The 20643-nt window shown below is 68.3% G+C and carries 14 protein-coding genes and 2 pseudogenes; 15 read left to right on the top strand and 1 reads right to left on the bottom strand.

From position 1 onward, the window contains the following. Window positions 1-65: 65 nt before the first annotated feature. The 11 genes and pseudogenes from ACH4U7_RS49815 to ACH4U7_RS49765 all read left to right on the top strand — a co-directional run. Window positions 66-905 carry an IS5 family transposase gene (locus ACH4U7_RS49815; RefSeq protein ID WP_398534385.1) on the top strand — a complete coding sequence of 280 codons (840 nt, stop codon included), beginning with the start codon at window positions 66-68 and terminating at the stop codon, window positions 903-905. Window positions 906-1366: 461 nt separating this feature from the next. Continuing rightward, entirely contained in the window at window positions 1367-2563 is a 1197-nt protein-coding gene (gene penM, locus ACH4U7_RS49810; RefSeq protein WP_398534384.1) for a pentalenolactone synthase, read from the top strand. A gap of 419 nt (window positions 2564-2982) precedes the next feature. Continuing rightward, complete coding sequence (gene ptlH, locus ACH4U7_RS49805; RefSeq protein WP_398534383.1) at window positions 2983-3834, top strand: 1-deoxypentalenic acid 11-beta-hydroxylase; 852 nt, start codon at window positions 2983-2985, stop codon at window positions 3832-3834. A 58-nt stretch (window positions 3835-3892) separates the two neighbouring features. Further along, window positions 3893-5347, top strand: coding sequence for an MFS transporter (locus ACH4U7_RS49800; RefSeq protein WP_398534382.1), 1455 nt, complete (start codon window positions 3893-3895; stop codon window positions 5345-5347). Between the two features lie 127 nt (window positions 5348-5474). Further along, a complete protein-coding gene (gene ptlF, locus ACH4U7_RS49795; RefSeq protein WP_398534381.1) occupies window positions 5475-6275 on the top strand; it encodes a 1-deoxy-11-beta-hydroxypentalenate dehydrogenase in 801 nt (266 codons plus the stop codon). 17 nt (window positions 6276-6292) lie between these two features. After that, on the top strand, window positions 6293-8047 hold the full coding sequence (ptlE, locus tag ACH4U7_RS49790; RefSeq protein WP_398534400.1) for a neopentalenolactone/pentalenolactone D synthase: 1755 nt from the start codon (window positions 6293-6295) through the stop codon (window positions 8045-8047). A 42-nt stretch (window positions 8048-8089) separates the two neighbouring features. Next, window positions 8090-8989, top strand: a complete 900-nt coding sequence (ptlD, locus tag ACH4U7_RS49785) for a neopentalenolactone/pentalenolactone F synthase (RefSeq protein WP_398534380.1) — start codon at window positions 8090-8092, stop codon at window positions 8987-8989. Then, the gene (locus tag ACH4U7_RS49780) at window positions 8986-9999 is read left to right on the top strand and encodes a polyprenyl synthetase family protein (RefSeq protein ID WP_398534379.1); all 1014 of its coding nucleotides are present in this window, start codon (window positions 8986-8988) and stop codon (window positions 9997-9999) included. Before ptlD ends, ACH4U7_RS49780 begins: the two co-directional genes overlap by 4 nt. 125 nt (window positions 10000-10124) lie before the next feature. Further along, window positions 10125-11213 (top strand): pentalenene synthase, encoded by a 1089-nt coding sequence (ptlA, locus tag ACH4U7_RS49775; protein ID WP_398534378.1) that lies wholly within the window; start codon window positions 10125-10127, stop codon window positions 11211-11213. 21 nt (window positions 11214-11234) lie between these two features. Beyond that, on the top strand, window positions 11235-12629 hold the full coding sequence (gene ptlI / locus ACH4U7_RS49770; protein WP_398534377.1) for a pentalenene oxygenase: 1395 nt from the start codon (window positions 11235-11237) through the stop codon (window positions 12627-12629). Continuing rightward, a pseudogene (locus ACH4U7_RS49765) lies at window positions 12626-12760 on the top strand (4-hydroxy-3-methylbut-2-enyl diphosphate reductase); the annotation flags it as partial. The gene ptlI and the pseudogene ACH4U7_RS49765, both read left to right, overlap by 4 nt. 223 nt (window positions 12761-12983) lie before the next feature. Here the strand turns inward: ACH4U7_RS49765 and ACH4U7_RS49760 are convergent. Further along, window positions 12984-13511 (bottom strand): NUDIX hydrolase family protein, encoded by a 528-nt coding sequence (locus ACH4U7_RS49760; RefSeq protein WP_398534399.1) that lies wholly within the window; start codon window positions 13509-13511, stop codon window positions 12984-12986. 341 nt (window positions 13512-13852) lie between these two features. Here ACH4U7_RS49760 and ACH4U7_RS49755 point away from each other — a divergent pair, with 341 nt between their 5' ends. The 4 genes and pseudogenes from ACH4U7_RS49755 (at window position 13853) to ACH4U7_RS49740 (ending at window position 20369) form a co-directional block, all read left to right on the top strand. Beyond that, complete coding sequence (locus ACH4U7_RS49755; RefSeq protein ID WP_398534398.1) at window positions 13853-15331, top strand: ATP-binding protein; 1479 nt, start codon at window positions 13853-13855, stop codon at window positions 15329-15331. A 223-nt stretch (window positions 15332-15554) separates the two neighbouring features. Further along, window positions 15555-16498: pseudogene (locus ACH4U7_RS49750) on the top strand (integrase core domain-containing protein). Window positions 16499-17136: 638 nt separating this feature from the next. Further along, a complete protein-coding gene (locus ACH4U7_RS49745) occupies window positions 17137-17307 on the top strand; it encodes a mersacidin/lichenicidin family type 2 lantibiotic (RefSeq protein WP_358707868.1) in 171 nt (56 codons plus the stop codon). Window positions 17308-17546: 239 nt separating this feature from the next. After that, window positions 17547-20369 (top strand): AAA family ATPase, encoded by a 2823-nt coding sequence (locus tag ACH4U7_RS49740; protein ID WP_398534376.1) that lies wholly within the window; start codon window positions 17547-17549, stop codon window positions 20367-20369. The last annotated feature ends 274 nt before the right edge of the window (window positions 20370-20643 follow it).

The raw sequence follows: 20643 nt of genomic DNA, 5'->3' as shown, positions 1-20643 counted from the left end.
GCTGCGGAATCGCCCAATGAACAGCGGAACCGAGCCCTCCGCCTCGCCCGTGATCACGCTACGCCGTGAGCGAGCGCAAGCCGTACCCCAGCGATCTGTCCGACGCCCGATGGGCCCTGATCGAGCCGACGTTGACGGCCTGGAGAAAGGCCCGACTCGACCGCAGACCAACCGGACAGCCGGCCAAGGTCGATTTACGGGACGTCTTCAACGCGATCCTCTACGTGAACCGCACCGGAATCCCCTGGAAATATCTCCCGCACGACTTCCCGAACCACGGCACCGTTTACGCCTACTACGCCGCCTGGCGCGACGAGGGAATCTTCGCCCAGCTCAACTATGACCTGACCGGACTGGCGCGCGTGAAAGAGGGGCGCAAGCCCGAGCCGACCGCATCCGTGATCGACACCCAGAGCGTGAAGACTTCCACCAACGTGCCCGTGACCAGCCAGGGAACGGACGCCGCGAAGAAGATCGTCGGCCGAAAGCGCGGCATCCTCACGGACGCGATCGGCCTCATCCTCGCCGTGACCGTCGCCGCCGCCGGCCTGTCGGAAAACGCCCTGGGAATCCGCCTCCTCGACCAGGCGAAGGAGACGTACCCGACCATCTCCAAGAGCTGGGTCGACACAGGCTTCAAGAATGCCGTCGTCGAGCACGGCGCCACCCTCGGAATCGACGTCGAAGTCGTCAACCGGAATCCGGAGACCCGCGGCTTTCAGGTCGTGAAAAGGCGCTGGGTGGTAGAGCGGAGTATCGGCTGGATCATGATGCACCGCCGTCTCGCCCGCGACTACGAGACCCTCACTGCCAGCTCCGAGGCCATGATCCACATTGCCTCGATCGACAACCTCGCCAGGCGCATAACGGACGAGACGACACCCACCTGGCGAGGAACGTACTAGGATGTAAACGGCAATCTGCCCACTTCAAACGCCCTCTTAGAGGGCGCTTTCTCCACCCGCCGCCTCACCGACGAAGCCACCATCTCCTGGCGCGACCTGACACCGCCGGATCAAACAGCAATTTCGGGATGAAACATCGGGAGAAAACGGCCTCTTAGCACGTTCTGGGATCGCCGCCGCCTGGACCAGGCATTCGCCTTGGGGCACAGGGCTGTCTTATCAAGGAAGACCTACCGCAGAAGCTCGCCTGCGCCGTGCTCGCAGTCAAGGGGGTCACTACGTGATCTCCACAAATCTGATGACCTGCATTTATCGCCGATGTCAAGGAAACGGCACCGGCATTCCCTCGGACGTCGAGCACACCCGCGCCAGTCGTAACAGTCAACCCATGTTGATTCGGCCGCTGAAATCCCTGACTCAAACTTATTGACATAAAAATCTAACCCTATGATCATGGCCACATGGAGGAACTTCCGAGGTTACCGTTCGATAACCCGGCCGTGATCGGCATCGCGCCCCAGATGCTCGCACTGCAGCGGGAGGGGCCGATCACCAGGGTGCGGACTGCCGGCGAAGATGCCTGGCTGGTCACCCGCTACGACGAGGTGAGGGCACTACTCGCCGACCGTCGACTCCGTCTCAGCAACCCCAACCCGGAGCAGTCGGCCAAGAGCGCGGCCAGGGGCTTCATGATCGCGCTGATGGCCGGGGACGACTACCACACCGAGGCCACCAGGCATGCGCAGATGCGCGCGCTGCTTGTGCCCCGGTTCTCCACCCGCCGGATGCGCCTCATGAAGACCCGGATCGAGCATCACGTGGACGACCTGCTCGACCAGTTGGCCGCCAGCACTCCGCTGGCCGACCTGCACCGCGCGCTGTCGTTTCCGTTGCCGACCATGGTGATCTGCGATCTGCTCGGCGTGCCGTTGGCCGACCGGGAGCGGTTCGGGCAGTGGGCGAGAGGCACATTCGACCAGAGCGACAACCAGCACTCGGCGAACACCTTTCAACAGGTTATCGACTACATAACGGAACTGGTGGCGCGGAAGCGAACCGAGCCGGGCGACGACCTCTTGTCCGAGCTGATCGCCCATAAAGACGGCGCACTGTCCGATGCGGACATTGCCCACTTGGGTAACGCCGTGCTGTTGTTCGGCTACGAGACCACCATTGTGCGTATCGACCTGGGCACCCTGCTGCTGCTGCGCAATCCTGCCCAGCGCGCCCTGCTGGCCGAGAATCCCGAACTCGCGCCGGCCGCGGTCGAGGAGATCCTGCGCCTGGGCGTTGGCGGCAAGGGATCCAACGCGATAATACCCCGCTACGCGCATAGCGACATGACCGTCGGCGAGACAGAGATCCGGGCCGGAGACGCGGTGATGCTGGCCATCGGCGCGGCCAACCACGACGGCCGGGCGTTCCCCGACGGCGACCTGTTCGACCTGGCCCGGGACAAGCCCAAGTCACACCTGGCATTCGGGCACGGCGCCCGGCACTGCATCGGCCGCACGCTGGCCCGGATCGAGCTGACCGCGGTGTTCGAGCGGCTATTCCACAGACTGCCCAACCTGCGGCTCGCGGTCCCCGAGGAGTCCCTGCGCTGGCAGGAGCACCGGATCACCGGCGGGTTCGATGAAATCCCCGTTACCTTCTAAGTGGCATTGCTCGAGCGAAAACACCGCCGCCCACCGTTCATGGTCGATCGCTTTGCCAGAACGTCGCCTGTCGTTCGTCTCTGACGGATCACAGCGCGTCGGCGCATCATCGACCTCAAGAGCGACGGCGCTCCAGTGTCACTGGACCGCCCGGTGAGGGACATACCTATGACTGTGCGTATCGGTATCAACGGTTGCGGAGAGGTGCCCACGAAGGCCCACTTGCTCGCATACCCGTCCCTGCTCACCGCCTCGTCCCTCTGCCCGGCCCAGCCCTCATATTTTTGAACGTCAGCACCGGCCGTCCCCGGCGGTCGTCCCCCGTCACCTCCGCCTCACCCGGCGTCATCGAAGCCGCCGCACGCTTGGATGTTCGACGCTCCTTCCCCCACGCACAGACGTCAGGAAGACAAGGAACCATGACGGACACTTTCAGCGACTACATCGACTGCACGCCTCTTCTCGACGACCGTGAGGCCCTCGACCGGTTCTACGACGAGCACGGCTACCTCTATCTGCGCGGCGCTCTGGACCGTGAACTCGTGCGGACCGCCGCCGAGCAGATGCTCGAGGGCCTGATCGCACTCGGCCACGCCGCCCCCGGCACCACGCTCGACACCCTCACCATCGAGTCCTTCGAGGCGGTCGACGAGGTGGCGATGCACGACTACGTCAAGTATGACGACCTGTGGAACCACCCCTCGACCCTCAAGGCCTGGGAGAAGGTATTCGGCGAGCCTGTCTTCGTCTTCAAGTCGACGACGATCCGCTACTACCCCTCCGCCGCGGGTGGCGCGGAGCCGAGCTTCCTGACGCCGCTGCACCAGGACGGCTTCTACATCGGCCCGAACAAGGACTTCCGCACCGCCTGGGTGCCGCTGCTCGCGACGACCCCCGACATAGGCGGCGTCGCCGTCGCCGACGGCAGCCACAAGAAGGGCCCGCGCGAGCACGTCGTCACCGAGAACTTCCGCCGCTTCGGCCACGCCGTGCGCGGTATCCCGGCGGAGGAGTTCGGCGCGGACGAGCAACTGCTGTTCTCGCCCATGGAACCGGGCGACGTGATCATCTTCCACGCCTTCATGTGTCACAAGTCCATCCCGAACGTCTCGATGGACCCGGTCGGCATGCGGATGTCGATGGACACCCGCATCCAGCCCGCCTCCTCGCACCGAGGGTTCAACGCCCTGACCCCCTGGCCGGAGTCCGCGAAGGACCCCTCCAAGGGAGTCATGTCGAAGATCACCGGCACCCCCACTACCACCGAGTGACGTTGTTACCCCCGCACCCCTTCAACCGTCCCCCCACAAACACCTGGACAGGCAGCGCATGACGAAACGCGAGGGCCTCCCCCCTCTGAAAGGGCCCAACGCGACACCGGAGCCCTCGGCCGGCACGGAACCGGCCGCCGCGGGGCTCAGTGGCATCGCCCTCGTGGTGGTGCTCACCGGATACGCCCTGTCCATCGTGGACGCCTCCATCGTCAATGTGGCGCTGAGCTCGATCAGTGACGACCTCCACGGCGGCCCCGCCGCACTGGAGCTGGTGGTGTCCGGCTACGGCCTCACCTACGCTCTCGGCCTGGTGCTGGGCGGGCGGCTGGGCGACGCCTTCGGCAGACGGCGCCTGTACGCCTACGGGCTCGCGGCGTTCACCGTCACCTCGGCGCTGTGCGGACTCGCCCCGACCATCGAGTTCCTCGTCGTGGCCCGGCTGCTGCAGGGCGCCGCCGCCGCCATGCTCGTACCGCAGGTGCTGGCGACGATCCAGGCGGCCACCGAGGGCCAGGCACGCGCCCGTGCGATCGGCATGTACGGCGCGACCGCGGCCCTCGGCATGGTCACCGGGCAGATCCTGGGCGGGCTGCTGGTCTCGCTGGACGTCGCCGGGATCGGCTGGCGGTCGGTCTTCGCGATCAATGTGCCGATCGGAGTGGCCGCGCTGCTGGCCGTCCGGCGCACCCCCGCGACCAGGGCCGCCGCGAAGCCGGGCTTCGACCCGGTGGGTACCGTGCTGTTCGGTGTCACCATGGTCTGTGTCCTGGCCCTGGTCGTGGCGGGCCCCGACCTGGGCTGGCCGCTGTGGCTGTGGTCGCTGCTCGCGGTCGCCGCGGTGGGGGCGCTGGCGCTGGTGCGGGCCGAGCGCGGGCTGGAGGCACGGGGCGGCTCACCGCTGCTGTCCCCGTCGGTGCTCTCCCAGCCGGGAATGCGCAGAGGGCTGGCGGCGATGGTGCCGTTCTCGGCCGGCTTCGGCGCCTTCCTGTTCGTCTACGCGCTGATCGCGCAGGGCCACTTCGGCTTCGACGGGCTCGCCTCCGGCGGGGTGCTGACGCCGTTCGCTGCGGCGTTCTTCGTGGTGACGCTGTTCACCCCGAGGATCGCGGCGGCCCTGGGCAGCCGGATCGTCACCCTGGGCGCCCTCGTCCAGGGCACGGGCCTGCTGCTGCTGGCACTGGTGATCCGGCTGGGTTGGCCGCATCCCTCCCTGGCGCTCGTGCTCGTCGGGATCGCCTTCTTCGGCGCAGGCGCGGCGCTGATCGGCCCGACGCTGTTCCGGACGATCCTCGCCGACGTACCCCCCGCGCAGGCCGGCATGGGCAGCGGTGTGCTGGTGACCAGCCAGCAGATGGCGACCGCGCTGGGCGCGACCGTCGGCGGAACCCTCTATGTCTCCCTGGCCAGTTGGCTGTCGACGGCGTCGGCGGCCGTGCTCGTGCTCGCCCTGTTGGCATGTTTCTCGGTGACCGTTCTCGTGATCAGTCTGAAGCTCCCCGACCCCAGCTGACACCCGCGCCCCTCGAACGGCGCGATCTGATCCAGACCTTCTCGTTGGCAACGGCGCGCCGTCCTTCGGCGTGCCCGCGCGCAGAAGCGGAGACAGCCAAGTGCAGTTACAGACAAGGACAGCCGTGGTGACCGGCGCGGCCAGCGGCATCGGCCTCGCCCTCAGCGCCCGCTTCGCACGGGCCGGCGCCGGTGTGGTCATGGCGGACGTCGAAGGCGACGCACTGCACCGCCGGGCCGCCGAACTCACCGCACAGGGCGCTCAGGTCACCGCAGTGACCGCCGACCTGACCGACCCGGACGCCGTCGAACGGCTCGCGGACACGGCGTTCGACCTACTCGGCGACATCGACGTGGTGTGCAACAACGCCGGGGTCCTCGGCCCCGTGGGACAGCCCCTGTGGGAGGTGCCGCTGGAGCGGATGCGGCAGGTCTTCGAGGTGAACCACTGGGCGCACGTCCTGGTGGCCCGCGCCTTCGTCCCCCGACTGCTGGAGCGCGGCCGACCCGCTCATCTGATCCACACCGCCTCGATGTCCGCCTTCGTCGTCGGCGCCGGCAGCGCCGCCTACGTCGCCTCCAAGCACGCCGACCTCGCGGTCGCCCGTAGTCTGCGCGCCGATCTGCGGGGCACCGGGGTCCGGGTGTCGGTGCTGTGTCCCGGCCGGGTCGACACCCCCATGGTCCAAGGCCTGACGGCCCCGCGCGGCGCGGGCGGCGACACCTCGGTGAGCGCCGAGGACGTCGCCGGACTCGTGTGGGAGGCCCTCGGCTCCGATCGCTTCTATCTCTTCAGCAACTCCGACGCCCCGCTGCGGCTGCGCGATCAGTTCGACGACGTATGGCGTCATGTTTCCCTTCCACCCCCTTCCCCCGAGGAGGAGTTGTGGCCCGCGCCGAAAGCGACGACCGCGGCAATGAAACACTGACCATCGACCTGGAAGCGGTGAGGGAGAAATATCGGCAGGAACGCGACAAGCGCAGGGTCGGTCGCACCTACCAGTTCGCGCGCGGTGACTTCAGCCGCTACGCGCGAGACCCCTACACCGAGCGACAGGAGCGCGAGCCGCTCACCGACGAGGTGGACGTCGCCGTCGTCGGCGCCGGCATCGGCGGCCTGCTGACCGGCGCCCATCTGCGCAAGGAGACCGGCCTGAAGCGCATCCGGCTGATCGACGGGGCCGGCGACGTCGGCGGCACCTGGTACTGGAACCGCTTCCCCGGCATCCGGTGCGACGTCGAGAGCTACATCTACATGCCGCTGCTCGAGGAGATCGGCACGATACCCACCGAGAAGTACTCCACCGGGCCCGAGATCTTCGCCCACCTCCAACAGATCGCCCACAAGTACGACCTCTACCGCGACGCCCTCTTCCAGACCACCGTCACCGAGCTGCGCTGGGACGAGGCCGCCGTGAAGTGGCTGGTGAGCACCGACCGCGGGGATCTGATCCGGGCCCGGTACGTGGCCATGTCGATCGGTCTGATGCACCGTCCCAAACTTCCCGGGCTGCCGGGCCTGGAGACGTTCGCCGGACACTCCTTCCACACCAGCCGTTGGGACTTCGGCTACACCGGCGGCGACAGCACCGGCGCCCTGACCAAGCTGAAGGACAAGAAGGTCGGCGTCATCGGCACCGGCTCGACGACCATCCAGCTCGCCCCGCACCTCGCCGAGTGGGCCGAGCAGCTCGTCCTCTTCCAGCGCACCCCGGCCACGGTCGACGTCCGCGGCAACCGGCCCACCTCGCCCGACTGGGCGGACAGCCTCGAACCGGGCTGGCAGCAGCGCCGGATGGAGAACTTCCACGCGCTGACCTCCGGTATACCGCAGGACGAGGACCTGGTACAGGACCGCTGGACCCAGACCACGGCCAAGCTGGCCGCCGCCATCCTGCCCACCGGCGACACCGGGGGCGACCCGAAGGAGCGGGCGCTCGCGGCCGAGCGGGCGGACTTCCTCAAGATGGAGGAGCTGCGCGCCCGCATCGACAGCGTCGTCACCGACCCCGCGACCGCCGCCGCCCTCAAGCCGTACTACCGCGTGTACTGCAAGCGGCCCTGCTTCCACGACGGCTACCTCCAGACCTTCAACCGGCCCAATGTGACCCTGGTCGACACCCAGGGGCAGGGCGTGGAGCGGCTCACCCCGGCCGGGGTGGTCGCGAACGGCCGGGAGTACCCGGTCGACTGCCTGATCTTCGCCACCGGCTACGAGCACGAGTTCTCCGTCCCGTACACGCACCGCGCCGGCTACGACATCGTCGGCCGCGCCGGCGTGAAGCTGTCGGAGAAGTGGGCGGACGGGGCGCACACCCTGCACGGACTCCAGGTGAACGGCTTCCCCAACTGCTTCATCCTGTCCAAGATCCAGGCCGGCCGGCACGTCAACATCCCGTACATGCTGAGCGAGCAGACCCGGCACCTGGCGCACATCGTCAAGTGCGTCGAGGAGCGCGGCCACCAGGTCGTGGAGGCCTCCGAGGCCGGCGAGAAGGCATGGGTCGAGGAGATCCTGCGGCTCGCCGCCAACGACCTCGACTTCCTCGAGAACTGCACGCCCGGCCTCTACAACAACGAGGGCGACCCGAGCGGACTGCCCCTGCTCAACTCCAGCTACGGCGGCGGCTCGGTGGAGTTCGTGAACATCCTCAGGCGCTGGCGCGAGGCGGGCGACCTCGCCGGCCTCGAACTGCGCTGACCCCCTTTGCTGGCCCCCCTTCTGCGAAAGGCGGCAACGCCCATGGACGTAACGCCGATACCCGGCGCCGCTCTCGGTGCCGTCGTGCACGGCGCCCATGTCACCGGCAACATGGACAAGGCCCAGTTGGAGGAGATCTGGGCGGCGCTCGACGCGCATCTCGTACTCGTCTTCCGCGGCCACGAGACCCCCTCCTTCGAGGAGTTCCTGGCCTTCGGCCGCCGCTTCGGGTACATCCCGAAGACCGGTCTGACCAGCGGCGCCCACCCCGACCACAACGAGATCCTGATCGTCTCCAACCTGGTGGAGGACGGCCGCAAGATCGGCGTCGGCGACGCCGGGTGGATGGGCTGGCACACCGACTACTCCTTCCGCCCCCGCGTCTCCCAGGTCGGCTTCCTGGAGGCCGTGGAAGTGCCGTCCTCCGGCGGTGGGGAGACCCTCTTCACCGACATGTACGCCCTGTACGAGTCGCTGTCGCCCGAAGAGCGCCGGCGTCTGCACTCCCACCGGGTCCGCCACGCCCTGCGCGCCGGGTACGAGGAGACCATCGAGGAGGAGCTCCAGGGCGAGGTGTCCCTCGGCGAGAACACCGGACAGATCCAGCCCGAGGACGGCACCTCCACCATCCACCCGCTGATCGCCCGCAATCCGCGCACCGGCCGACAGTCGGTCTACATCAGCACCCTGAACACCAAGCGGATCGTGGACCTCGCCCCCGACGACAGCCGCAAGTTGCTCGACGAACTGCTGTCGCACGCGGGCAGGCCCCAGTACACCTACGCCCACACCTGGCAGCCCGGGGACATCGTCGTGTGGGACCAGCTCGGCACCGTCCACGCCAAGCAGGCCTTCGACCCGGCCGAACGGCGCATCATGCGCCAGGTCGTCAGCATCTTCGACGACCCGACCGACCCCTGGCGCGCGGAGGTCGCCGCATGAGCGCGGCTCCCGCCTGCCTCAGCCACGGCCGGGTCACGATCACCCCGGCGCTGCGCGCCGCCGTCGATCGGCTCGACCACCGCTCACGTCACCAGGCGGCCTACCACTTCGGCTGGATCACCGCCGGCGGCGCGCCCACCAGCGCCGACGCCGGCAAGGCCGTACGGCCGACGCTCGCGCTGCTGTCGGCCGAGGCGGTCGGCGCACTGCCTGAGGTCGCCCTGCCCGGCGCCGTCGCCGTGGAGCTCGTGCACAACTTCTCCCTGGTGCACGACGATCTGATGGACGGCGACGAGGAGCGCCGCCACCGGCGCACGGTGTGGAAGCTGTGGGGTCCCTCCAGCGCCATCCTGACCGGTGATGCGATGCTGGCGCTCGCCCAGGAGGTGCTGCTGGACACCGGGCTGCCAACGGCGGCGCCCGCCGCCCGGCTGCTGGCCCGCACCACCCGGCATCTGATCCGCGGCCAGGTCCAGGACCTGGCCTTCGAACAGCGCTCGCACGTCACGGTCGAGGAGTGCGTCGACATGGCCGCCGGCAAGACCGGCGCGCTGCTGTCGGCGAGCGCCGCGATCGGCGCCGTCCTCGCCGGGGCACCGGAGGCGACGGTGGACGCGCTGGCGCTCTACGGCGACCAGGTCGGCGTCGCCTTCCAGCTCGTCGACGACGTTCTCGGCATCTGGGGCGACCCGGCCGTCACCGGCAAGTCGGTCCACTCCGATCTGCGCTTCCGCAAGAAGTCCCTGCCGGTGAGCCACGCACTGAACCAGGACGGCCCGCTCAGCGACGAGCTGGCCGCCTGGCTCACCACCCCCGGCGAACCCGACGAACTGGAACTGCGGCGCGTGGCCGACCTGATCGAGGGCGCCGGCGGCCGGGACTGGGCGCTGGCCGAGGCCGCCCGGCGGCTGGCGCTGGCCGAGGCCGCGCTGCGCCGTGTCGAGCTGGACGCCGACGCCCGGGACGAACTCCTCGCGCTCGGGCGGTTCGTCGTCGACCGCGAGGTCTGAGACCGGGCCGGCCTCCATACCCGTACGCCCCTTTCTGACTTCTGACTCTCCGATCAGCACAACACTCCCGCCAGGGCACCACCATGCCCGCTGCCCCTCCGCAACCCACTCCCAAGGATTCCCTCATGCCCCAGGACATCGACTTCCACATACCCCTGCCGGGCCGACAGAGCCCGGATCACGCGCGGGCCGACGCCGAGCAGCTCGCCTGGCCGCGGTCGCTCCAGCTGATCAAGTCCGAGGCAGCGGCGATGCGTCATCTGCGCGGCGGCTACGCCGACCTGGCCTCCCGCTTCTACCCGCACGCCACCGGCGCCGACCTGGACCTGGGCGTCGACCTGATGTCGTGGTTCTTCCTCTTCGACGACCTCTTCGACGGGCCGCGCGGCGAAAACCCGGAGGAGACCAAACAGCTCACCGACGCGGTCGCGGCGGCGCTGGACGGCCCCCTTTCCGACACCGCGCCCCCCATCGCCCACGGCTTCGCCGACATCTGGCGGCGCACCAGCGAGGGCATGACACCCGCCTGGTGCGCGCGCAGCGCCCGGCACTGGCGCAGCTACTTCGACGGCTACGTCGACGAGGCGGAGAGCCGCTTCTGGGACACGCCGTACAACTCCGCGGCCGAGTACCTGGCCGTTCGCCGGCAGACCATCGGAGTGCAGCCGACAGTCGACCTCGCCGAGCGCGCGGGCCGCTTCGAGGTGCCGCACCGGGTCTTCGACAGCGCCGTGCTCTCCGCGATGCTCCAGATCGCCGTCGACGTCAATCTGCTGCTCAACGACATCGCCTCTCTGGAGAAGGAAGAGGCTCGCGGCGAGCAGAACAACATGGTCATGATCCTGCGCCGGGAGCACGGCTGGTCCAAGGACCGCAGCGTCGCCCACATCCAGGGCGAGGTGCGCACCCGCCTGGAGCAGTACCTCCTGCTGGAGTCGTGCCTGCCGCAGGTTGGCGACATCTACCGGCTCGACGAGGCCGAGCGCGAGGCCCTGGAGCGCTACCGCAACGACGCTGTGCGCACCGTGATCCGCGGTTCCTACGACTGGCACCGTTCCTCGGGCCGCTACGACGCCGAGTTCGCGCTCGCTGCCGGTGTCCAGGGCTACCTGGAGGAGCTCGGCAGCACCGCATACCAGCAACACGCACCCGCGCCCGGCCGTCGCGGCGGCACAGCTGTCAACGGACCGGAGCGGCTGTCAACCAATCAGTAGAGACAGGAAGTTGAGAATCGAATGACCGAGCAGACCACCTTCTCGGCGGGAGCGGCCCCCGGGGCGCTCCCCGTCGTGGGACACGCCCTCCAGATGATGCGTCACCCCGTGAACTTCATGGCCTCGCTGTCGGCCCACGGCGACCTGGTCGAGATCAAGATCGGCCCCACCACGGCCTACGTCCCGACCCACCCCGAACTGCTGCGGCACGTCCTGACCAACGACCGCGTCTTCGACAAGGGCGGCATCTTCTATGACCGTGCCCGTGACATCGCCGGCAACGGCCTCGTCACCTGCCCGTTCGCCGACCACCGCCGCCAGCGCCGGCTGATGCAGTCGGCGTTCACCCGCAGCCAGCTCAAGCGGTACGCCGAGGCCATGCAGGCCGAGATCGAGGACACGGCGTCGCGCTGGCAGGACGGCATGGTCGTCGACGCCTTCCAGGAGATGTACGGCATGGCCCTGCGCACGGTCGGCCGCACCCTGTACTCCACACCGGTCAGCCCCGAGCTGGCGGCGAAGGTGGAACGTTCCTTCGACATTGTGCTCAACGGCCTGTTCCGGCAGATGTTCCTGCCGGCCTCGATCCGCCGGCTGCCCCTGCCGTCCCAGCGCCGCTACAAGGGCAACCTGGACTTCCTGCACGAGACCACCCAGCAGCTCATCGACGACTACCGCAGCTCCGACACCGAGCACGACGACCTGCTCGCCGCCCTGATCGCCTCCCGCGACGACGACGGCGGCCGACTCGGCGACAAGGAGATCCACGACCAGGTCATCACCGTCATGGCGGCCGGCACCGAGACCGTCGCCGGCACCCTCACCTGGGTCTTCTACCTCCTCTCCCAGCACCCGAAGATCGAGGCCGCGCTCTACGACGAGATCGACACCGTCCTCGACGGCCGCGCCCCGCAGTGGGACGACCTGCCGAACCTCTCCCTGGCCGACCGGATCATCTCCGAGACGCTGCGACTGCACCCGCCGGCCTGGCTGTTCACCCGACTCACCGCCTCCCCGACCGAACTCGCGGGCCGTCAGCTGCCCACCGGCTCCACCGTCGTCTTCAGCCCCGCCGCGGTCGCCCAGTACGAGGACGCCTTCGACAACCCCAAGAAGTTCGACCCCGACCGCTGGCTCCCGGACCGTATCGCGCCGGCCTCCCGCCACGCCTACGTGCCGTTCGGCACCGGTGCCCGCAAGTGCATCGGCGACCTCTACGCACGCACCGAGGCCACCCTGGGGCTCGCCACCATCCTCAGCCGCTGGCGGGTCACCTGCGAGCCCGGGATGGACATCCGCCCGGTCCCGCTGGCCACCGTCTACCACCCGCGCCGGCTGCGCCTGAGGCTGGACGCACGCACCCCGCGCCGGATGACCTCCGCCGTCCCCGCACCGGCCGGGGGTGACACGACGTGAGCGAAGGGAACGTCGTCCTGGCCCAGCCGCGCGGCTTCTGCGCGGGCGTACGGCGCGCCATCGGCATCGTCGAGCGGGCACTGGACCTGGACGGGGCGCCGGTGTACGTGCGCAAGGAGATCGTGCACAACCTGTGCGACTCTGTCGCCCGATTCTCGAGGATCGGCTGACCTGCGGGTTCTCGGGGTGGGATGGTGTTGGGGATCGTGTGGGACTCTGTCGCCCGATTCGCGGTGAGGCCCGATTCGATCAGCGTGACCTGAGCATTCAGCGCCAGCGGCCTACCGGTTGCACTAGGTCGACCGAATCGGGCGACAGAGTCGCAAAGGGTGGCGTCTGCGGTAGGCGTCCCCGTCAGGACAGGCAGCCCACGTGGGCGAGTGCCTGCTTGAGCAGGACTCCCTGGCCGCCCGGCATTTCGTTCTGCACCAGTGGCGACGCGGCTTCTTGCGGGCTGAACCAGACCAGGTCCAGGGCGTCCTGGCGGGGGCGGCAGTCACCGGTCACTGGGACGATGTAGGCAAGGGCCACCGCGTGCTGGCGGGGATCGTGGAACGGTGTGATCCCTTGCGTCGGGAAGTACTCGGCGACCGTGAAGGGTTGCAGCGAGGCCGGGACCCGGGGCAGTGCCACCGGCCCGAGGTCCTTCTCCAGGTGGCGCAGGAGGGCGTCCCGGACCCGTTCGTGGTGCAGCACCCGGCCCGAGACGAGGGTGCGGCTGACCGCGCCGTCCGGCCCGATGCGGAGCAGTAGTCCGATGCTGGTGACTTCGCCGCTGTCGTCGACTCGCACGGGCACGGCCTCGACGTACAGGATCGGCATCTGCGCGCGTGCCTGTTCGAGGTTGTCGGGACTCAGCCAACCGGGTGTGGTTTCGGTCATGTCAGCCATTGCATGATCGTACTTTCACCGCGATCTGTTGTTCGTGCGCGCCGCTCCAGGTCACCTGCGATCCGTATGGGCCTGTGGGTGTCGTTATGCCGCATAGGTGTACTCGTTGGTGCGGCTGCAAGGACGTGGTGGGCGTGGGACTCTTTCATGATCAGGATGTGGTCGAGACTTCGCGTCCGTTGCCGCCCGACGACACGTTCGACTGCGCGTTCATTCGGGGGGCTCGTGGTGCAGCTGCCGGGCACGCCCAATCCGCTTCCCCGCAATAAGTAATGATGAGTCCATCTATAATAGACTGACTCATCATTGACTGATGTGATGGAGGTGGTGTGGTGGACAAGCCGGTGGGGATGTTCGACCGGGATTTCGAGTGGGATGAGCTGGTCCGGTTCGCCTCCTATGCGGGGGCGGAGGCGACGCTTGGGGTGGTCTCGGGGCGGAGGCGTCAGGGGAAGACGTTCCTGCTGGATGGGCTGTGCCGGGCTGCGGGAGGTTTCTTCTTCGCGGCGAGCGAGGCGACCGAGGCGGAGTCGCTGCGCCAGTTCGGGGCGGCACTGGCACGGTTCGAAGGACGTCGGACGCCTTACCGGTTCGCGCACTGGGAGGAGGCGGTCTCTGAACTGATGGGCTTGACGGGACCTGATGGTGCGCCCCTGGTGGTGGTACTGGACGAGTTTCCCTTCCTGGCCAAGGCTTCGCCGGAACTTCCCTCGCTGCTGCAGCGGGCCCTGGGGCCACAGGCCCGGCACGAGAGCGGTCCGGTGCGCCTGCTGCTGTGCGGCTCGGCACTGTCGTTCATGGGGAGCCTGCTCGCCGGCACTGCCCCTCTGCGGGGCCGGGCCAGCATGGAGTTGGTGGTGCCGACCCTGGACTTCCGCCAGGCTGCCCGCTTCTGGGAGCTGACCGACGACCCTCGGCTGGCGCTGTTGGTCAACTCCGTGGTAGGCGGGACCCCCGCCTACCGGCGCGAGTTCGTCCTCGGTGACACGCCCGCCACTCTGGACGACTTCGGCCCGTGGGTCCTGCGCAACGTCCTCAACCCGGGGCGCCCGCTGTTCCGGGAAGCCCGCTTCCTGCTGGCCGAGGAGCCCGACTTGCGGGACACCGCCCTCTATCACGGCGTGCTCGCCGCCATCGCTCAGGGCAACCACACCCGCGGCGGCATCGCCGGCTTCCTGGAGCGCAAGTCGACGGACCTCAGTCACGCGCTGACGGTGCTGGAAGACACCGGCATGATCGTCCGCGAGCCGGACGCCTTCCACGGCAAACGCTCCGCCTACCGCATCGCCGAACCCATCCTGACCTTCTACCACGCACTGATGCGCCCCGAATGGAGCGACCTGGAGCGCCCCGGCCAGGCACCCGCCGTTTGGGAACGCTCGCAGGCCACTTTCCGCAGCAAAGTCATCGGCCCCCACTTCGAACAGCTCTGCCGCACCTGGACCCGCTGGTACGCAAGCCCCGACACCCTCGGCGGACAGCGCTCCCGCGTGGAATCCGGCACCGTCCCGGACCCGGCCGCCAAGACGAGTCACGAAGTCGACCTGGCAACCTTCGGCCGTGATGAGGACGGCCGCGAGGTCCTGCTGACCATCGGCGAAGCCAAGTGGAACGAGACGATGGGCCTGGGCCACCTCCAACGCCTCGACCGTATCCGCACCTTGCTGCGCGCCCGGGGCGGTGTGCACGCCGAGCGGACCCGGCTGCTGTGCTTCAGCGGCGCCGGCTTCACCAGTGACCTGCGCGACCTCGCCCTTCGCGATCCCACGGTCCAACTCGTCGACTTGGACCGCCTCTACAGCGGAGACTGATCTGGGGGTCAAGGGGTCGCAGGTTCAAATCCTGTCGTCCCGACGGTGTGACCAGCGGGTTTGCCAGTGATGGCAGGCCCGCTGATTGCGTTCGTGTGACACGTGATGGCAACGTGATGACACCCGGTGAACGCTGAGGCGCCGCCCGTCTCGGTGCCCCTGGCCAAGGGCACCAAGACGGGGAGAGACCCGCGGTGAGCGCGGAGTCCTCTGAGCCTTCAGGCTGCGCGCTTTCAGGGTGCGGTTCACCCCGAGCGACCGGGTATTTCTGGCGGCGCTGCTGCACCGGCTTCCCACGGACGTGCTCCGCGGGGTGCGGCTGCTGGTGCGTCCGGACACGGTGCTGCGCTGGCACCGCGACCTTCTCGCCCGCCGCCATACTGCCGCCTCCCGGCCTAAGCGCTCGGGACGGCCTCGGACCGTGCACTCCGTGCGGGCCCTGGTGCTGCGCCTGGCGTGGGAGGACCCCAGCTGGGGGTATCGCCGCCTGCACGGTGAATTGCTCGTCTTGGGCGTGAAGGTGGCCGCTTCCACCGTCTGGGAGATCTTGCAGGAGGCCGGCGTCGATCCGGCACCCGAGCGGTCCTCCAGCACGTGGGCGGACTTTCTGCGTTCCCAGGCCGATGCCCTGCTGGCCTGTGACTTCTTCGAAACGGTCACCTTGTCCGGGGCTCGGATGTACGTGCTGGCCGTCATCGAGCATGCCAGTCGACGGATCCGGGTCCTGGGTGTCACCGCGCACCCGACCTCAGCGTGGGTGGCACAGGCCGCGAGGAATCTCGTCATGGCTCTTGAGGACGTAGGCTGCCGAGCGCGGTTCATGATCAGGGACCGGGACGGGAAGTTCCCCGCCCTGTTCGATGCCATCCTGGCGGATGCGGGGATCGAGGTCGTCCTCAGCGGCGTTCAGATGCCGAGAATGAACTCGATCATGGAACGGTGGGTACAGGCCTGCAGACGGGGACTCCTGGACCGCACCTTGATCTGGAACACCGGCACCTGCTCCACGCCCTACGAGAGTTCGAGCAGTTCTACAACGGACACCGACCACACCAGGGCATCGCCAACGCCCGCCCACTGCACCCTGTGGGTGCGGAAACGGTGGCACCTTATGCGACCTGCTTGTATTCGTGGATGAAGCCGGGCTTTGCGGTGGCGTTGGGATGACGGCTGTGCGGGTTCGTCGCCCAGCACACGGAGCAGCGCGGCCGCGGCGGCCGACGTCTTGCCGGGACCTCCGGGGTCGCCTCCTGCTCCCGGATCGATGGCAGGTCGTGCATGAAAACCGCCTACCTGTCACCGCTGAACCGCTCCATGATGCGCTTGGTCAGCTCGCCTGGCGGTCCTGGCGGTCCTGGCGGTCCTGGCGGTCCTGGCGGTCCTGGCTGCCGGCGGACACAGCCGACGGCTCCGTCGGCCTTTCCCGGAACAGGTCGGGTGAAGGAGCCGCCACCGTGATACCGCCGGGTTCCGCTCCTTCAGTAATTCAATGCCCGGGGGAACGCGCGGGACCGTCCACGCACAGCATCCTCTTGAAGCCATGACGTAACAGGGAGTAGAAAAGGAAGCGTCTTTTGTGCGGTCATGGAGCGCTCGTTCGGTAATGCACGCTACCAGCTGCTTCTATGAATATGGTGCGGATTCTCTATGCTTCCTCTCGCGCGACGGCCGATGGGGAACAATGGATATATAGAGCGGAAGAAGGAATTCCGCAGCGGTCCGCGTTAGCGTCCCCGTATTCCTGCGGAGGCCGGCGTGCGGACCGGATACCGCGGCTTGCGCACCGATTTTTCGAAGGGACCCTGATGAACAGCACTGTGACCGCCTGGAAGGACGCCATGTGCCGGGAGGGTCTCGGGGCGGGCCCGGACCACCCGGCGGGCGTGGCGGACCTCATCGCCGACCTTCCGATCGAGGAGGGTTCCGCGGCCGCGGCCACCCTTTCCACGCAGCCGTTCTTCGACTGCTGCGGCTGACTCGCTCGACCACCCCGCGGTCGCCGCCCGCACGGGCGGCCACCCTGCCGCCGGCCCGTTCCCGCGCGGATCGGCGCCGGTCTGCCCGTAAGAAACGGGCCGGACGGATCGTGGCGTATTCACGGAATGTGACGACTGGAAAGGGGGGTAAGGGTCGTGTCCAGGTATGACGCTGGATGGTCTGGCATATACCTCAACCGTGACGAGCGATTCCAGATTCGGGCAGAGGGGGTGATGGGATGAAACTCTCGGAACCCTCCTATTATCCGGAGATTGTCGAACGCTCCGAAGAAATCTCGTTGCTTGCCCAAGACCTCGCAAACACCAAGCGCGGCGAAGGTGCCGTAGTTGTCATCCATTCTGGGCCCGGAGTCGGTCGTACGGCACTGCTCGATGAATTCCTGCGGCAGTCTGGGAATTCCGGGGCCCGGGTGTGCGCCGCCACGGGATCGGCCGCCGAGACCGGCAACGAGTTGGGCGTCGTTACCCAGCTGTTCCCGGAAGACGGGCCGATCGCCGCTGCGGTCTGGCTGGCCCGGGCGCTCGACGACCACCACGGCGACCCGTCCCCGGATGCCGACCGGCTCTTCGACATGCTGCGCGGGGAGTTCCGGCAGGGCCCGCTGGTGCTGGCGGTCGACGACGTTCAGCTGGCCGACGCGGCGTCTCTGCGGTTCCTGCTGCACCTCATACGCCGGCTGCGCACCACTCCTGTGCTGATCGTCCTCACTGAGCCCGTCGGATCGTGCGCCCTCCCGCTCGCTTTCCAGGCGGAACTTCTCCGGCATCCCCGGTGCCGACGTCTTCGGCTGCAGCCGCTGTCCGTGGACGGCGTCACCCGGATGATAGAGCCCTACGTGGCCGAGACCGAGGTGGCGCGGCTGGCCACCCAGTTCCATGCCGTCAGCGGTGGCAACCCCGTCCTGGTGCGCGGGCTGCTGGCTGATCACCGGGCCGGACAACGGCTGGAAGAGCAGGGCATCGGCGCACAGTACAACGGATACCCGGCCTTCACTCAAGCCGCACTGGTCTCGGCTTACCGGGGCGACCCCGTACTTTTCGAGGTCGTCTGCGGCATTGCCGTCCTCGGCGAGAACGCGTCTCCCGCCCTCGTGGCCTGCCTGGTCGACCGGGGAGCCGATGTGGTGGCCCGTGTCATGACCGCACTGAACACGGCAAGCCTGCTCAATGGCCCCGCCTTCCGTAGCCCACTCGTTGCGAAGGCCCTGCTGGAGCTCCTGGATGTGGAGACTCGCGGAGAGCTGCACCGGCGCGCGGCCGAGCTGCTCCACGCCGACGCGGCACTTCCTGCCGACGTCGCGCACCATCTGCTCGCTACCCCGATCGCCGAATCCTGGGTGCTGCCGACCTTGCTCGCCGCGGCCGAGCAGGCTGTCCAGGGCGGCGGGCAGGACTTCAGCCTCGACTGCCTCCGGCTGGCAGGCCGACAGGCGGCAAGCGAGGAGGAACGTGCCGCCGTTGTCGCCGCCCGGGTCCGGATCGGCTGGGAGATCGATCCCCGGCTGATCACCCCATGGCTCGGCGAACTCGGCGCCGCACTCCGCCGAGGACACGTCGGCAGCTCGGACGCTGCCTGGACCGTCAAGCACTTTGCATGGCACGACCATGTCGAGGAGGCCGCCGACATCCTTTCCGCACTGATGGAGCGAACCGAGGAGAACACCGACGCGCACGCCGAACTCGAGATCGTCCGGCATTGGGTGCGGTACACCTGCCCCACCTTGCTCGAGGGATCGGTGGACGCAGATGCGCCCCCCCTGTCCGGTCCGTTCCCGCAGCGGTTCCAACTGAGACCGGCCTCGTACGCCGTCGAGATGCTTGGCCGGCTTTTCACCGAGGGCCCCTGCGATCAGGCCGCGGCCATGGCCGAGGAGATCCTTCGCGGCTGCCGGTTCGGTGAGACCACCGTCGAAGCTGTCGAAGGAGCCCTGCTGGTCCTCGTCTATGCCGAACGTCCCGGCCGGGCACTGCACTGGTGTGAGGCGCTGCTGGAGCAGGCAGGAGATCACCCCACCGGCACAGCCGCTGCGATCCTGAGCAGTATTCGCGCCGAAATCGCCCTTCGGCAAGGCGCATTGGAAGAGGCCGAGACGTACGCGGACCGGGCCCTCAACGCCATCTCACGGCTGGGCTGGGGGGTGGCCATCGGCTCGCCCCTGGCCGTCCGGGTACGGGCCGCGATGGCCGCGGGTCGCACCGGCCTGGCAGGGGCCTGGCTGAATCAGGACGTACCCCAGGGGATGTTCCGCACCCGCCACGGACTGCTGTACATGCACGCACGCGGTCATTACCACCTGGCCACCGACCGCCCGGCTGTCGCTCTGGAGGACTTCCTGACCTGTGGCCGGCTGGCCAAGGAGTGGGGCATGGACGTGCCCACATTTCTGCCGTGGCGCACCTCAGCCGCGCTGGCCCACCTGGCCCTGGGCAACGGCAGCCGGGCCAGTGCCTTGGCACGGGAGCAGCTGACCCGGCCCGGCGGCGGCTGGCCGAGGTGCCGGGCGGTGTCGCTGCGGGTGCTCGCCGCCACGAGCGAACTCGACCGCCGCCCTGCTCTGTTACGCGAGTCGGTCAATCTGCTGGAGAGCTGTGGCGATCACGTGGAGTTGCTGCATTCGCTGGCCGACCAGTTCCAGGCGCTGTCCGAAGCGGGGGCACCCGCGAAGGCACGGATTGCGGCCCGGCATGCCAGAACCGTCGCCGACAATTGTGGCACGGAGACGCTCTTTCGCAGGCTGTTCAAGGAGGAGGTGCCCGAGGACACCGACGAATCGGCCGACTTCGGGCAGGACCACCAGGGGTTTGCCAGCCTGACCGACGCGGAGCGGCGGGTCACCGCCCTGGCCGCCCTCGGGTACTCCAACCGGGAGATCGGACGCAAGCTCTTCATCACCAAGAGCACCGTCGAGCAGCACCTCACCCGGGTCTACCGGAAGCTCGGGGTACGCAACCGGGCCGACCTCGGCGACCTGCTCGCCGGGATCAACCTCGCAGCCCAGCCCCAGGTGATGGGCAGGACGTCCTCGGCCGCCGTCGGCTGAGGACGCACCCCGCGGCCGACCGTCTCGCCGCTACAAAGAGGTGTGCGGTGCTGGGGGACCGGCGTTTGAGCTCGGACGCCAGGCCATACTCGCACTGCTGCGCACCCGAGCAACTCGCCTGCTGCACGAAGATCGTCCCTGATCAAGGTGCGGGCCAGTCCCTGGCCCACGCAGTTCCTCCACTTCTACGGAGTGGAGGAACTGCCGGTCGAGTGGTGATCCGCAGTCGCCACGGCAGCGGTATGAGCAGCGATGCGGGGCACCCCGGCGCGGG

Origin of the sequence: Streptomyces sp. NPDC020845, assembly GCF_044334165.1 — a bacterium.
In the GTDB taxonomy this organism is placed as follows: Bacteria; Actinomycetota; Actinomycetes; order Streptomycetales; family Streptomycetaceae; genus Streptomyces.
The sequence above is the reverse complement of the archived record's forward strand: the minus strand, read 5'-3'. Positions and strand labels throughout refer to the sequence as shown.

What these genes read in the sequence shown, in the direction of transcription:
- ptlH (WP_398534383.1), top strand. Translation starts at nt 2,983, where the DNA reads ATGACGGACACTTTCAGCGACTACATCGACTGCACGCCTCTTCTCGAC.
- ptlI (WP_398534377.1), top strand. Translation starts at nt 11,235, where the DNA reads ATGACCGAGCAGACCACCTTCTCGGCGGGAGCGGCCCCCGGGGCGCTC.
- ACH4U7_RS49745 (WP_358707868.1), top strand. Translation starts at nt 17,137, where the DNA reads ATGAACAGCACTGTGACCGCCTGGAAGGACGCCATGTGCCGGGAGGGT.
- penM (WP_398534384.1), top strand. Translation starts at nt 1,367, where the DNA reads ATGGAGGAACTTCCGAGGTTACCGTTCGATAACCCGGCCGTGATCGGC.
- ACH4U7_RS49740 (WP_398534376.1), top strand. Translation starts at nt 17,547, where the DNA reads ATGAAACTCTCGGAACCCTCCTATTATCCGGAGATTGTCGAACGCTCC.
- ACH4U7_RS49800 (WP_398534382.1), top strand. Translation starts at nt 3,893, where the DNA reads ATGACGAAACGCGAGGGCCTCCCCCCTCTGAAAGGGCCCAACGCGACA.
- ACH4U7_RS49780 (WP_398534379.1), top strand. Translation starts at nt 8,986, where the DNA reads ATGAGCGCGGCTCCCGCCTGCCTCAGCCACGGCCGGGTCACGATCACC.
- ptlA (WP_398534378.1), top strand. Translation starts at nt 10,125, where the DNA reads ATGCCCCAGGACATCGACTTCCACATACCCCTGCCGGGCCGACAGAGC.
- ptlD (WP_398534380.1), top strand. Translation starts at nt 8,090, where the DNA reads ATGGACGTAACGCCGATACCCGGCGCCGCTCTCGGTGCCGTCGTGCAC.
- ACH4U7_RS49760 (WP_398534399.1), bottom strand. Translation starts at nt 13,511, where the DNA reads ATGACCGAAACCACACCCGGTTGGCTGAGTCCCGACAACCTCGAACAG.